The organism is Bifidobacterium bombi DSM 19703 (genome assembly GCF_000737845.1).
In the GTDB taxonomy this organism is placed as follows: Bacteria; Actinomycetota; Actinomycetes; order Actinomycetales; family Bifidobacteriaceae; genus Bifidobacterium; species Bifidobacterium bombi.
Genome location: NZ_ATLK01000001.1, coordinates 44,144 through 58,720 on the forward strand (window position 1 = coordinate 44,144; position 14,577 = coordinate 58,720).

Annotated in this window: 10 protein-coding genes and 1 tRNA gene; 8 read left to right on the forward strand and 3 right to left on the reverse strand. The window is 57.2% G+C overall.

Annotated features, from left to right (window positions below; translation table 11 throughout):
• Positions 1-103: 103 nt before the first annotated feature.
• The 5 genes from BBOMB_RS00160 to BBOMB_RS00180 all read left to right on the forward strand — a co-directional run bounded on the left by BBOMB_RS00160 (position 104) and on the right by BBOMB_RS00180 (position 6,131).
• Positions 104-177 (forward strand) — tRNA-Gly (locus BBOMB_RS00160).
• A 491-nt stretch (positions 178-668) separates the two neighbouring features.
• Positions 669-1,415 carry a hypothetical protein gene (locus tag BBOMB_RS00165; protein ID WP_238549833.1) on the forward strand — a complete coding sequence of 249 codons (747 nt, stop codon included), beginning with the start codon at positions 669-671 and terminating at the stop codon, positions 1,413-1,415.
• A 129-nt stretch (positions 1,416-1,544) separates the two neighbouring features.
• Positions 1,545-1,814, forward strand: a complete 270-nt coding sequence (gene rpsO, locus BBOMB_RS00170; protein WP_044087760.1) for a 30S ribosomal protein S15 — start codon at positions 1,545-1,547, stop codon at positions 1,812-1,814.
• A gap of 284 nt (positions 1,815-2,098) precedes the next feature.
• Complete coding sequence (locus BBOMB_RS00175) at positions 2,099-4,840, forward strand: polyribonucleotide nucleotidyltransferase (protein ID WP_044087721.1); 2,742 nt, start codon at positions 2,099-2,101, stop codon at positions 4,838-4,840.
• 244 nt (positions 4,841-5,084) lie between these two features.
• Positions 5,085-6,131, forward strand: coding sequence for a purine nucleoside phosphorylase YfiH/LACC1 family protein (locus BBOMB_RS00180; RefSeq protein ID WP_044087720.1), 1,047 nt, complete (start codon positions 5,085-5,087; stop codon positions 6,129-6,131).
• A 265-nt stretch (positions 6,132-6,396) separates the two neighbouring features.
• Here BBOMB_RS00180 and BBOMB_RS00185 read toward each other — a convergent pair whose 3' ends face one another.
• Positions 6,397-6,918 (reverse strand): DUF4235 domain-containing protein, encoded by a 522-nt coding sequence (locus BBOMB_RS00185; protein ID WP_081867177.1) that lies wholly within the window; start codon positions 6,916-6,918, stop codon positions 6,397-6,399.
• A 79-nt stretch (positions 6,919-6,997) separates the two neighbouring features.
• On the opposite strand from BBOMB_RS00185, the gene BBOMB_RS00190 reads away from it, so the two are divergent.
• Complete coding sequence (locus BBOMB_RS00190) at positions 6,998-7,696, forward strand: histidine phosphatase family protein (RefSeq protein ID WP_044087758.1); 699 nt, start codon at positions 6,998-7,000, stop codon at positions 7,694-7,696.
• Between the two features lie 410 nt (positions 7,697-8,106).
• On the opposite strand, the gene BBOMB_RS00195 is transcribed toward BBOMB_RS00190, so the two are convergent.
• Positions 8,107-9,864 (reverse strand): glycoside hydrolase family 13 protein, encoded by a 1,758-nt coding sequence (locus tag BBOMB_RS00195; RefSeq protein ID WP_044087719.1) that lies wholly within the window; start codon positions 9,862-9,864, stop codon positions 8,107-8,109.
• 408 nt (positions 9,865-10,272) lie between these two features.
• A complete protein-coding gene (locus BBOMB_RS00200) occupies positions 10,273-11,409 on the reverse strand; it encodes a LacI family DNA-binding transcriptional regulator (RefSeq protein ID WP_052377304.1) in 1,137 nt (378 codons plus the stop codon).
• Positions 11,410-11,633: 224 nt separating this feature from the next.
• Between BBOMB_RS00200 and BBOMB_RS00205 the strand changes: the two genes are divergently transcribed.
• The gene (locus BBOMB_RS00205) at positions 11,634-12,485 is read left to right on the forward strand and encodes a tyrosine-protein phosphatase (protein WP_044087718.1); all 852 of its coding nucleotides are present in this window, start codon (positions 11,634-11,636) and stop codon (positions 12,483-12,485) included.
• A 348-nt stretch (positions 12,486-12,833) separates the two neighbouring features.
• The gene (gndA, locus tag BBOMB_RS00210) at positions 12,834-14,294 is read left to right on the forward strand and encodes an NADP-dependent phosphogluconate dehydrogenase (RefSeq protein ID WP_044087717.1); all 1,461 of its coding nucleotides are present in this window, start codon (positions 12,834-12,836) and stop codon (positions 14,292-14,294) included.
• Positions 14,295-14,577: the final 283 nt, after the last annotated feature.

The window sequence follows — 14,577 nt, forward strand, 5'->3', positions numbered from 1 at the left end:
CGGATATCGATTCGGTGCGGGGCGGCTTTCGTTGGACGTGTCGCACTGGGGCGGGGTTCGTGTACACTTGTCTATTGCTGTTCAGCTCACGCTGGAACGGTGTGCGGATGTAGCTCAATGGTAGAGCCTCAGCCTTCCAAGCTGATTACGCGGGTTCGATTCCCGTCATCCGCTCCATGCTCGATCTTGAAAAGATGTCGAGATATCAGTCTTTTGAATTCTCTTGGAATTCATATCCTGCGTTGGTGATACAAAAATGACATCAAATGAGGAGCTATTTACTGTACCTGAGAATAATTCGCCAGGTTCGCAGTGAACATCCGGGATGAAACGAGCCGGAAAGCGCACCTCCGGTTTACGTAGATTATTGCGCTACTCCAGAGGACTTTGTGGCTGTGATGTAGTGTCTTTCGGACGGCCTCTGTGTCCAATATATTATGTTAATGCGTCGGAAATTTTCAGACGTGGTTCGAGTGCGTTGCAATGCACGTAGGCGGCGACCGTACTTATTGGCGTGGTGCAGCACCGATGCGCGAGGTCGGGCCGTCTGCCCCCAGGTTGCGGGCTCGGTGCGTGGTGGGGCGCGGGAAGTCCTCGTCGGCAGATGGCGTTTTACCATTATCCGGGTAAGGTAATGCACTGAAAGCAGTCGAGAGCGGGGCGGAATGATGTCAGATACTACAAGGGGTCGAGACGGTCACGGAAATACGATCCCCGATGCGGAGGAGTCTTCCGACGATAGAAGGCTCTCCAACCAGGCCACCGAGATCATCGCTGGGAAGGTGGAGCAGGTTCCCGTGTCCAAACATCCCGTTTCCACGATTCCTGAGACCGATGTATCCTGGGCTGACATTCAGCGCAGCAGATTCAATCCCTGGGCTTGGGGCACTTACGTGGTCCTTGTCCTGCTGGCCATCGTGCTCCCGTATTGGGTTGGTCGGAAGCTGGCGTTGAATCACGCTTCCGTGGTTCTCAGAGTGCTCAGCCCGTTCACGCCGCAGGGAATCACGTTCATTTCGTGGATGGTGAGCATGGTGGGTCTTGCCTTTCTGGGGCTGGCCCTTGTGGAATCTTCCACCTGGCTTTGGCGTCACCTTTTTGTATTCGCGTTGGCCGTCGAACAGCTTTTCGCCGGTGCATGCGTGCTGAAATTCAATTTCTGGTATTCCACCCGCGTGATCTATGCCGAAGCGTCAGCCTTGCCGAATGCCGCGAATCTTGGCATTCTGGCCGTAATCATCGGCGCTGGGGTGTTTGCTGTGGTGTACGTGGGGCTTTTGGTCGCGATTCGTCCTGATTCCACATTGAACGTATTCACCCATAGCTGGGCCGCGTTCCTGATGTTTTTCTTCTTTGAGGCGGTGGCGTTGCTCCTCGCCATCTTCGTCGGCATTCCCGCGCTGTCTTCGGTATGATGGGCGTGTGCGCACTGAGGTTCTCCATGCTGTTGTGTATACTTGATTGTTGGCGTGTTTCGCCCGCGGATGGAGAGCGCCTCCGGTACAGGATCGGTGGCACCGCGCAGCAACTATAAGGAGGATGCCGTGGCACTTACGGCTGAAGTCAAGCAAGAGATCATTAGCAAGTACGCTACGCATGAGGGTGACACGGGTTCCCCGGAGGTTCAGGTGGCTTTGCTTACCCGGCGTATTGCGGATTTGACCGAGCACCTTAAGACCCATCAGCACGATCATCATTCGCGCCGTGGTCTGTTGCTCATGGTTGGCGACCGTCGTCGTCTGCTTGACTACTTGAAGCGTGAAGACATCAACCGTTACCGTTCGCTCATTGAGCGTCTCGGTTTGCGTCGATAGCTTTGTGCCCGGGCTTTGCTCGGGCATTTTTGCAATAGGGCCGCGATGCGACGGTACGCGCCTTCTTCCGGCGATCTGCCGATTTGCGAGGGAAACACTGGACGGTCTTAAGGTGAAGACCGATGAAAACTACACTATAATTAAAAACAGCTGACGCTGAGAAGTGAACATGGCGTCCGGACGGATGAGGATACGGCGATGTGCGTGATGAGTTAACGTCCACGATGACATCAAACATTTTGAGGTATGCAGAGTATCAGGTAAATCAAACAAAGGAGGAACCCGTGGAGGGTCCCGAAATAAAGGCTGTTGAAGCCGTAATCGATAATGGAACATTTGGCAAGCGTGTGCTGCGCTTCGAGACGGGTCGTTTGGCCCAGCAGGCGGACGGCGCCGTAGCCGCATATCTGGATGACGATTCGATGGTGCTTTCCACCACGACCGCCGGTTCGAGCCCCAAGGAGAACTATGACTTCTTCCCGCTGACCGTCGACGTCGAGGAGAAGATGTACGCCGCAGGTAAGATTCCCGGCTCCTTCTTCCGTCGTGAGGGGCGTCCCTCGAACGACGCCATTCTGGCGTGCCGTATCATCGATCGCCCATTGCGTCCCCTGTTCCCGCACACATTGCGCAATGAGGTGCAGGTCGTGGAGACGGTCCTCTCGTGCAACCCCGATGATGCCTATGACATGATTGCACTTAACGCGGCTTCCGCTTCCACCATGATCTCCGGGCTGCCGTTTGAAGGCCCAGTGTCCGGGGTCCGTCTGGCTCTGGTCGATGGTCAGTGGGTCGCTTTCCCGCGCTGGAGCGAGCGTGACCGCGCCGTGTTTGAAATCGTCGTCGCCGGCCGTGTGATCGAGAACGGTGATGTGGCGATCGCGATGATAGAAGCGGGTGCGGGCAAGAACGCCTGGAACCTCATCTATGACGAGGGTCAGGAAAAACCCGATGAGGCTGTGGTGGCCGGCGGCCTTGAAGCCGCGAAGCCTTTCATCAAGGTGATCTGCGAGGCTCAGAACGAGCTCAAGGAGAAAGCAGGAAAGGCCAATACGAAGGAATTCCAGCTGTTCCCCGAATACACGGACGAGTTGTACAAGCGCATCGACGAGATCGCACACGACGATCTTTCCGAGGCACTTTCCATCGCGGAGAAGCTTCCGCGCCAGGAACGCATCCACGAGATCAAGGAAGACGTTCGCACCAAGCTTGCCGATGAGTTCACCGACATGGACGATGATGAGAAGGACAAGGAACTGGGCAACGCCTTTAAGGAGCTTCAGCGGCAGATCGTTCGTCGTCGCATCCTTACCGAGGACTACCGCATCGATGGGCGTGGCCTGAAGGACATCCGTACGCTTTCCGCGGAAGTGGACATCGTTCCTCGCGTGCATGGTTCGGCGCTCTTCCAGCGCGGCGAGACCCAGATTCTGGGTGTAACGACATTGGGCATGCTCAAGATGGAGCAGACGCTTGATGCCATTTCGGGTCCTCAGACGAAGCGTTATATGCACAATTATGAGATGCCTCCGTATTCCACAGGTGAGACCGGCCGCGTGGGCTCGCCCAAGCGCCGTGAGGTAGGTCATGGTGCTCTCGCAGAGAAGGCTTTGACGCCGGTTCTGCCAAGCCGTGAGGACTTCCCGTATGCCATTCGCCAGGTTTCCGAGGCGATCGGTTCCAACGGTTCCACATCCATGGGCTCCGTGTGTGCTTCCACATTGTCGCTGTTGGCGGCGGGAGTTCCTCTGAAGGCGCCGGTGGCGGGCATCGCCATGGGCTTGGTTTCGGGTGACGTCGACGGCAAGCATGTTTACAAGACCTTGACCGACATTCTTGGTGCGGAAGATGCGTTCGGCGACATGGACTTCAAGGTCGCCGGTACCTCCGAGTTCATCACGGCCCTTCAGCTTGACACCAAACTTGACGGCATTCCGGCTGATGTGCTTTCTGCTGCATTGCAGCAGGCCAAGGATGCGCGTACCACGATCCTCGAGGTGATTGACGAGTGCATCGACGCTCCGGCTGAGATGAGCCCCACAGCTCCCCGCATCATCACCACCAACGTTCCGGTGGATAAGATCGGAGAGGTGATTGGGCCCAAGGGCAAGATGATTAACCAGATTCAGGAAGACACCGGTGCGACGGTCACCATTGAGGATGACGGAACGGTCTACATCGCTTCCGAGGGTGGAGACGCCGCGGAGAAGGCCAAGGCCACGATAGACTCCATCGCCAACCCGCATGTACCGGCAGTGGGGGAGACCTTCAACGGCAAGGTAGTCAAGACCACAAGCTTCGGCGCTTTCGTGAACCTCACCCCGGGCACCGATGGGTTGTTGCACATCTCCCAGATTCGCAATCTCACCGACGGTGAACGCATCGATGCCGTTGAAGACGTGCTCACTGAAGGTGACAACGTCGAGGTCGTGGTGCAGGGAGTGGATGACCGTGGCAAGATTTCGCTGGCCATTCCTGGATTCGAAGAGGAGCAGAACTTCGGATCCCACGCGCGTCGTGAAAGCCATGATGACCATAGGGGCTTCGAACATCGCGATGACCATGGATACCGTGGTCGTTCCCGTGAGGATCGTCGCCACGATGACCGCGATTATGATGACCGTCCGCGTCGCCGCCTTGTCGAGGTGGAAGACGATGTGGACGATGTGGATTTGGATGACATCGTTGAACAAGCCGAGCGGCCTTCCCGTGAAGGCCGCGATGACCGCCGTCATGAACCGCGTCGTCGTCGTGACGACCGTGATTATGATGACCGTCCGCGCCGTCGCCGTGAGGTTCGCGAGGATAGCATTGATGCGGATGAGCGTCCTTCACGGGACGACCGCGGTCGACGCGGTGAATATCGCGGGCGTGAAGGGCGTACGTTCCGTGGAGGCCGCAGGAACGACCGTAATCCTCGCTATGCCACCGACGATCACTATGATGAGTATCGTTCGAATCGTGAGGAGCGCCATGAGCGTCCACGTCGCCAGGTGCGTCGTGATTTCGATCCGTTCGAGGACTGATTGGGTCGATAGCGCAACAGAGTAGGAATTGAAGCGTCAGTGGGGCGTGTCCATGTGGGCACATGCGTCACTGGCGTTTTTCATTATATATGCCGGTGGAGCGCCTTACATGCCGATGGTGTTCCTCGTGAATCCCGCGCGGGGCTTCAAACAGCGCATGTGATAGAATCGTGCATCCGCCTGTGCTCGCGGTGGTTGGAGTATGGTGGCGTATGGGCAATGAGAACGCTGATGGGAGAGCGATATGTCAGAGGAATCCGTGTTCGGGCGAGACGGTGAACAAAACGATGGTGTCGTCGAGAGTGAAACGATTCTGGACAGCAGCGCCATTCCTTCAACGGATGACGAAGGGCAACCCATACCGGTCACCATTCCCGTTGTGCTGGCACCAGGGGTGCGAGTCATATACACCACACGACTTGGCGGGGTCAGCGAAGGTGGGTATGCTCACTGCAATCTCGGAGGCAAAGGTGGCGATGATCCGTCACACGTCAGAAATAACAGGCTTGCGGTGGCGCATGTGGTAGGTGCCCCACTTGCTCTGGTCTCCCAGGTTCACTCTGGGCGTGCCGTGGACGTCGATGGATTGATTGAGGTTTCCGATGCTGGCAAGGAAGGGCCTTTGCTGGGGGTGCGAGCAAGCGGCCAGATTACCATTGCCGATGTGGAAGCTGATGGACAGGTCACTTCACGTAGAGGCGTCGCCTTGGGAATGTTCGCAGCTGATTGTCTGCCGGTGCTGCTGGCCGACCCTGAGGTCGGTGTCATCGGCGCCGCCCATTGCGGAAGGAAGGGGTTGGAGCGCGGAATCATCGGCTCCGTTGTGGGGATGATGGAAGACAAAGGAGCCATGCCCAATCGCATCGCGGCCACCCTAGGGCCATGTATCTGCTCTGATTGCTATGAGGTGGGTGATGGCATCGCTGGTGCTTTCGACGCCCGCTTCCCGGGAACGTCCAGTCTTACCCGATTCGGTGGGCCGGGCATTGACATTGCCGGTGCGGCGTTGCAGGAATTGCGCGCCGCCGGGGTACCTGCGGACAACGTGGTATCCTCACTGCCGAGGGTGGCCGCCGCCACTCAATACTTGGCCGATGACGCTGAACTACGAGGTCTGAGCCAAGCCGACGACTGGTCTGATGAACGTGGAAGCGGTTTTGATGAGGGTTCACTCCATGTGCACCACCCGTTGTGTACGTTGGAGAATCCGATGTGGTATTCGCACCGGCGTTCCTCACTCGCACGAAAGGAGCGCGAGGGGCGCATGCTCGCAATCGTCGTGCGCGATTGAAAAAGCTGGCTCGGACGTTCCTGTATGAGAGTCTGCAGTATTCGACGCCATTGAGGCGATTGCTTCAACGGCGTCTTTGCATGTGGTTATGAAGATTCAGGTCTATGGCCGCATGGCCGTGCCCGCCCGGGTGTGTTCCCGCATGGCGGCGTGTGTGCCGCGTATTTGCTGCACGTCGCAGACCCGAGAATCATGGCTGATCTCATCCACTCGCGTGGGAGGCCTGACTGTGAGTGACATCCGATTGGCAGGGTATGAATGCGGCTTACTTGCGCCTGCGTTGTATACGATTGACGACGGCTTGCGTGCTTCGGTTCGAGAATTCACTGATGACCGCGCCGAAAGCCGCGGAAAGCACGGCAAAGATAATGCTGGCGAAGATTCCCTGTTGGTGTGTGGATTCTTCCTCTGCCCCGTGCCTGGTGTTTCTGCTGTACTTGGTCAGCGTGTTGTCCCAGATCCATTGGAATGCCTTGCCCCCTAGAATGCCGGTGAGCATGGGCACGATGGATTTGAACGCCTTGTCTCCCAATGTGTCCGGGTCGTCGAGCAGTCTCTGACGAGCCTGTGCGATCTTGCCATCCGCCTCATGAAAGCGCTCGACTATGCCATCGGCATCGGAGGTGCCGTGCGCATCCTGGGTGAGCGTTCCGTTTTCAGGCGCGGACTGTGCATGCTGTCGGCTTGGTTTGCCGTCATTCTGACCGCGGCCGTTTTGCCATGCGGATGCCGGAACATTACTGGTGCGGGTTATCTTGGTGAAGCCGGACTTGAGTGTATTGCGCATAAATCAATGATACGACCAGGTGATGATACATGCAGTGGTGAAATATGCCCCTGGCATGACGACGCGCTATAGTCGTGGTATGGCTAATTACATTACGTCAGGCAATGGAGCTTCTTCGCCAGGTTATCTGGTATTGATGCGTCATGGACAGACGGCTTGGAGTCTGAGCGGCCAGCACACGGGGCGCACCGACATCCCTCTCACGGACGAAGGGGAGCGTCAAGCCACGGAAGGTGGCCGTCGTTTACGAGAGGCGTTTCCAAGCGGTTTCGATGCCCCCGATGTGCTGGTGAGCCCTTTGAGTCGCGCACGCATGACCGCGGAACGTGCCGGATTTGAGCATTACCGGACCACGGAAGATCTATTGGAATGGGATTATGGCCGGGCCGAAGGCCGTACCCGTGACCAGGTCAGCCAGCTGCTCGGCCGCCAATGGGAGCTCTGGAGAGATGGCACCGAAGCTCTGGACGGCATTTCGACAGGCGAGTGGGTTGCCGGACTGCCTACGGGGCGTAAGATTCTTGTGCGAAACGGTGTGGGCGAGACCATAGAAGAGGTGGCTTTGCGTGCCAGGCACCTGCTGGAATCGGTTGATAGGCGAGTGCTGTCGGGGCACGATGTGCTGCTCGTCGCCCACGCGCATGTACTTCGTATCGTCACGAGTCAATGGCTTGGCGTCGATCCGCGTCAGGCAAGGCTTCTGCGCTTTGACACAGCGCACTTTTCCGTGCTGAGCTACTACAAGAACGACCGTGTCATCGACCGGTGGAATCTGTAATTGTTCCACGTGTTCGGGGTTCGGCTACGCATGCCCGCGACGACTGTGTGTTGTCGTCTGTGCCGACAGTTTGACGTGGGGTCGCGAATGTCATCGGTCGTTGGCTGCATGGGCTTTAACCAGGATTGGTTCTTCTGTTGGTACCAAAATCCTGAGCGCCGTTCGTGGTTTTCTGCGCTCACTTGTCAATTAGTCGGCGGAACGGTCATTTGAAATGGTTGGTGTAACGATGCTCTGGAATGAATGTGAGCAATGATCGATCGCAATGGTCAGCTGGCCGATGCAGCGCGATGAGTCGTCGGCAAGGCATAAGTGCAGGAAGACTCGGGCTGCGTTACATCTCTACTTTATGTAAATCAGCTAGGATGGACACAGCCCGAGTCATTTTAATCGGTACGTACCCTATTCGATCACATCAGCAGCCATGCCGTCTCGTCCTGCGGCAGACGGCCTTGCGGGTCGAGCGACTCGGAGGTGAGGACGATTTCGCCCTTCGGCAGTTCGAACGGTTCGGTGCTGAAATTGGTTACGGAAACGAAGTTCCGACCAGCGTCATCCGTGCTCGGACGTGAATAGGCGATGACGTCGGCATCCAGGTCAAGCCATTGGAAGTTTGTCGTATCGCCCGTCGCAGTGAGCAGATCCGAACGCAGCGGCAAGGCGCGGCGGTACAAGGCAAGCATCGATCTGTCGTCGGATTCCTCCTTGTCAGCTGCGAAATCCTTGAACCAAAGCGGTTGCGGGAGGTGGGGGTCGGCGCTCGCGGTCCCGTCGTCACGGTTGGTCGGTGAGAAACCGAAAGAGGCTCCGGTACCGAAGCTGGAGTCCCAGTCGGCTGGCTTCGGCATGTCCTCTGCGGTCCAGGGTAAGGGGACGCGGCATCCGTCGCGGCCCTTGTCGGTGAAGTTGCGCGACGTGCGGAAGGGGGTGGGATCTTCCAAGCGGTCCCACGGAATGTTTGCAACTTCGAACAGTCCAAGCTCCTCACCTTGGTAGATGTAGACGGACCCGGGCAGACCGGCCTCCATGAGGATTGCGGCTCGTGCCCGCTTGGTTCCCAGATCGCGGTCCTCATGGTAGGTGGCGCCGTCGCGCATCAGCCAGTCCTTGACGATTTGACGTGAATCCGGGGCAGCGACCTGCGGCAGTCCATAGCGTGTGGGGTGTCGGGGCATATCGTGGTTGCTCATCACCCATGTAGCCGTGGAACCTCCGCTGTGCGCCGCCGACTCAAGGCCCTCGTCGATGGCACGGTGCATGTCCTTCGGGTTCCACTGGGCACCCGAGAACTGGAAGTTGAAGACTTGGCCCAACTCGTCGGGAGAGGCATAAAGGTGCTGATGCTCAGGGGCGACCCATGCCTCCGCAACGGCGAAGCGCGGTGGATTGTACTCGTTGAACACCTTGCGCCATTCTTTGTAGATCTCATGGACTTCCGGCCTATCCCAAAGCGGACTGTTTTCTTTGAGGGTGTCTTCCACAATATAGTCGCGTCCCAGTTGCTCCAAAGGCTCTCTGTCAAGATCCTTCGCAAGCCCGTGTGCCACGTCGATGCGGAAACCGTCCGTACCGTGGTCGCTCCAGAACCGCAGTGTTTTCTTGAACTCTTCGTGTACATCCTGATTGTTCCAATTGAGGTCGGGCTGCTCTTTCGCGAAGATATGGAAGTACCATTGACCATCCTCGACCCGTTCCCAAGCCGGTCCACCGAAAAGTGAACGCCAATCGTTTGGCGGCAGCTCGCCGTTTTCCCCGCGTCCGTCGCGGAAAATGAAGCGGTCGCGAGCAGCAGAACCGCGTCCGGCCCTGAGTGCCTCCTGGAACAGTGGGTGCAGGTTCGAGGTGTGGTTCGGAACGATGTCCACAATGACCTTCAGACCCGAGTCGTGCGCGGACTCCACCATGCGGTCGAAATCAGCCATGGTTCCGAGTCTGGGGTCTACATTGCGGTAGTCAGCGACATCATATCCGCCGTCGGCCAACGCCGACGGGTAGAAGGGTGACAGCCATATAGCATCAATCCCGAGGTTCTTCAGATACCCCATTTTTTCGGTGATGCCGGCGATGTCACCGATGCCGTCGCCGTTGACGTCCTTGAAGCTACGGGGGTAGATCTGGTAAACGACAGCCTGTTTCCACCAATCGTTACGCAAATTGTTGTTGGTCATAATGCCTTCCTGGGTTTCGAAGAAACATGGACGTGACCATTATATGACAACGCTATCATTATTTCATGGTCTTTTGCAAAAAAAAATAAATTAGTTTGATGTAAATATTGGTATCTCCAAAAAGAAAATGTTTTCATTCAGATGGTGAGATTTTCATTACGACAATGAGGTGGGATCTGCGAGGGTCGTCTCGTGTGAGCAAGCGCGACTGGTTTTTGAAAGCGGGATGCTGGTCATCGTCAGCAGTCCACGAAGGAACGAAATATGTGCGTTTGTTGGCTTCCGGCGTTTGTGAACCTGTGGTGTTCGCAGGAATCGTGGGCATGGCGGCTACGAGGATGACGGAATCGATAGAGGTTCGCGTGTTGGATGGCCTGGGGCGGGCCGGTTTTGTAGGGTGCGTTGCGCCTAGACCCGTGGTCTGCCGCGAACAGGGGCCGTCGAGTCGCGGAAAACGATTTGTGTGGGCCATTTCTCGTGTGATTGCGGCTGTTCCGCCTGATTGTGGGAATCCGAGCTTTGATGCACCGACGATGACGGGTGCCGGAGGCCGGATGGAAGCGTGGCTCCTACTGACGTCTCGGGTCCATTTCCATGAATGACCCCTTTGCTGTCATGTTCGATGGCGTGGAGTATTTTCCTGGCCACGGATGCACCCATCGCGACCGGATCCTGACGGACGGTGGTCAGCCCGACCTGTCCGGCGATTCCGTCGTCGTCGAATCCTGTGATGGATATGTCCTCGGGGATGCGGTGGCCGAAGTGCTGCAATCGGCTCAGCAAGGGGATGGCGATTGAATCCTGAACGCAGCATATCGCCGTGGGCATGCGTTCGAGCGCGAGCAGTTGTGTCAGCGCGCTGTCCGTGGTGTGCTCGTCGTCGGGAACATCGATCATAATCGGATCGATGCCTGATTTACGGCATTCGTCCTTGAATCCCTGCGCCCGCATGTTCGCGCTGAAATGCAACGTATGGTTCGTGGGGTGCATGCCTACGAACGCGATGTCGCGGTGTCCCAATCCGATGAGGTGACGCGTCATCAGACGCATGGCATGCTCGTCATCGATTGACTCCGACAAAGTGAACGCGTTCTCCGGCATTGCGTTGATGCCCGCCACGGGCACGTTCATGCTGTTGAGTCGGGCGACTTCCTCGTGCTTGATGTCGAAGGACGTCACGATCACGGCGTCCGCATTGCGACGGACGGGAAGGTCTTCGAAGAATTTCCCGCGTTCCGAACTGTTCCCTATCCGATAGAAAGCGATGTCGTAGCCGGCCGGGTTCAGCACGGAGTTGAGGCCTTCGTAAACGTGCGCGTTGAACCACGTCGATGTGCGGTCGTTGATCAGCAAAGCCACGCGGAAGGTCTGGCCGGTCTGGAAAATGGACGCGGAACGAGAGATGGAGAAATCGAGTCGGTTCGCCGCCTCAAGAACGCGTTCCCTTGTTTTGACGGCCACAAGCTCGGGATGCTTGAACGTGCGGGAAACCGTGGCTATGGACACGCCCGCGCGCTTGGCCACATCTTCTATGTTTGCCTGCATCTGTGAACTTTCTGTGTCGTTGCGACCTGGATTCATAAGACATTATAGCGGTTTGGCGAGGCAGGGACGATGGCGGCGAGAAGTTCCTCCGCTCATCCGCTGAGACGGCTGGCGTGTATCCGACGCCCGGTCATCTCATTGGCTTCCTCGGCTCCCAAGCAAATGACCACGATGGACTAGACTGGACGTGAACTTTCCCCGAACAGCAAAGGTAAAGGAACAAGATGGATGGCATCATGCATGACTCCGATCTGGACGGCGACATGAACCCTGAGGCGAATTACGTACCTGAGGGTGACGGTGCCGGTGTGAAACTCGGCGGCGTGCCGAACGCCCGAGGCATCGGCGGTTACCCCACGGCAGATGGGCACCGTATTCGGAACGGTCTTTTCTTCCGTTCCGCAGGTCTCAACTTCCTTGGTAAGGACGGCTTGACTGACCTGCGCAGACTTGGCATCAAGGAAGTGGTGGATCTACGTGACCCCTCCGAAATCGGGCTTTGGCCATATCGCCTCCCCGATGACATCACCGTGGAGAACATTGCGTTGATCAAGCAGGACAACTCGGGCTTCGATCCGTCTGCGGCGTTCAATGCAACTGATGGGACCGAGGCCAGGCGAGCCGTTGAAACGATGAGCATGGCTGACATGTACCATGACATCGTGGCACGCTCGGGGAGGGAGATCGTCGGTATCATCAAGAAGCCGCTCGATGCGTCTGAGTGCCCTATGCTGATCCATTGCACGGCGGGAAAGGACCGTACAGGCATCACCTCCGGGGTACTCATGAGTCTGCTTGGAGTGAGTGACGATATGGTGGTCTCCTGTTATGCGCGTTCGGGTGCGAACCTGGGCGAAGCGTTCAGAAAGGCCGTCATGAACGGGCTGGCGCAGGATGAGGATGGCGCTGGGCAGGTCTCTGCGGCGCAGACCGCGGCGCTCGCGTCGCCACCTGAGCTCATGCGTGGTGTGCTGGCTCAGCTACGTGAGGATTATGGAGGGGTGGAAGCGTATTGTCTTGAGAACGGGATGAGCCTGGAGGACATCGCCGGGTTGCGTGAGCTCTTCATCCAATGACCACTTCACGGTATGGTTCGGCGTCCGTGGGCAACGGTCCAGCGGTTGCCCATATCTGGTCGCCCTATCGATGATTGCCCCAATCGGCGTTGTTGTTTCGTGAGTTCTCAGGCGGCAAGGGGTGTGCCCCTGCATGATTGCCATTTTTTGCCGTTCGGATCGGTATCGCATGTGGCGGGCCGTTCCTGGGCATGGCCTGCGAGTGGGTGGTAACGTGCCAAGGATGGCGGATGCTAGTACGTGAAAGATGAAGTATTTCACGTATGGCAAGGCCTCCTCATCGTTTGGTAGCGGTAAGCTGTAACCATACGTACCAGCGAGGTATCTGGAACAAACGAAAGGCAAATAATGGCAGAAGCTACTGCAAACATCGGAGTTATCGGCCTGGCGGCTATGGGCTCTAATCTCGCGCGCAATCTCGCGCATCATGGCAACACTGTGGCTGTATACAACCGTCATTACAGCCGTACCGAGGACTTGATGCGGGACCATGGTATGGAAGGCCAATTCGTACCGGCGCACACGATCGAAGAGTTTGTCGCGTCCTTGAAGAAGCCTCGGACCGCCATTATCCTGGTCAAGGCCGGCGCTCCCACAGATGCGGTGATCGATGAGTTGGAAGCAGCCATGGAACCCGGTGACATCATCGTCGATGGTGGCAACTCGTATTTCAAGGACACCATCCGCCGTGAGAAGGAAGTGCGTGCCAAGGGCTTCCATTTTGTGGGTTGCGGTGTTTCAGGCGGCGAGGAGGGTGCCCTCAACGGGCCGTCGCTCATGCCTGGAGGCACGGATGAATCATGGAAGACGCTGGGCCCCATCCTCAAGTCGATTGCTGCCAAGGCCGAGGACGACGGCGCACCTTGCGTGACCCATATAGGCGAGAACGGTGCGGGTCATTTCGTCAAAATGGTGCACAACGGCATCGAATACGCAGACATGCAGGTCATCAGCGAAGCCTATGACCTTATGCGTCGTGGATTGGGGATGACTCCGGATGAAATCGGTGATCAGTTCGAAGAATGGAACAAAACGGAACTCAATTCGTACCTGATCGAGATCACGGCTGATATCCTTCACGAGAAGGACAAGAAGACCGGCAAGCCACTGGTCGATGTCATCGTCGATCAGGCCGGCATGAAGGGCACCGGTACGTGGACGGTTCAGACCGCGCTTTCCCTAGGTACATCCGTGACCGCCATTGCTGAGGGCGTGTTCGCTCGAGCTATTTCCAGTCAGACCGGTCTGCGTCAGGAGGCCGCCAAGCAGGGTCTCGCCGGACCCGATGGGCGGATCGACATTCCCGAGGACGCCAAGAAGGCCTTCATAGAAGACATTCGTCAGGCGCTTTATGCTTCGAAGATCGTGGCCTATGCGCAAGGCTTCAATGAGATTTCCGACGGCGCCAAAGAATACGACTGGAACATCGACCTTGCTGCTGTCGCTCGTATCTGGCGTGGTGGCTGCATCATACGTGCGCAGTTCCTCAATAAGGTCTCCGATGCTTTCGAGTCCGGAGAAGCTGAGGTGTCCATGCTCTTCGCATCATACTTCGAGAAAGCTATGGAAAAGGCTCAGGGGTCTTGGCGTCGAGTGGTGGCGAAAGCGGCCGAGGTGGGAGTTCCCGCGCCGGTGTTCTCCAGCTCGCTTTCCTATTATGACGCGCTGCGTTCCCGTCGTCTGCCGGCTGCCTTGATACAAGGTCAGCGTGATTTCTTTGGTGCGCATACTTATGGTCGTGTGGATGAGCCGGGTGCCTTCCATACGTTGTGGGCCCAAGAGGGGCGTGAGGAGATCAAGGAGAGCTGATCTGCGGGTTTCGGAGAGCTGATCTGCGGATCTCCTTGAAGAGGGTCGGGCGTGCCGTGGCGTGTCCGACCCTCTGCGATTCTTTCCGGCTGCCTCTTTCTTCGATCGCCTGTCGTGGGTCGAAAAGGTGCATGAGGCTGCAGTGCTTCCTGAGAGGGGTCGGCTCCACCATCTTCGCGTGCCGTGCATCCCATGGTTTTGATTCGATTCACGGTGTCTGGCGTTCAATTGTTTTGCGTGTGTTTACCAAGTGTCCATCAGGCGTTCACCAAGGAGTCATTGG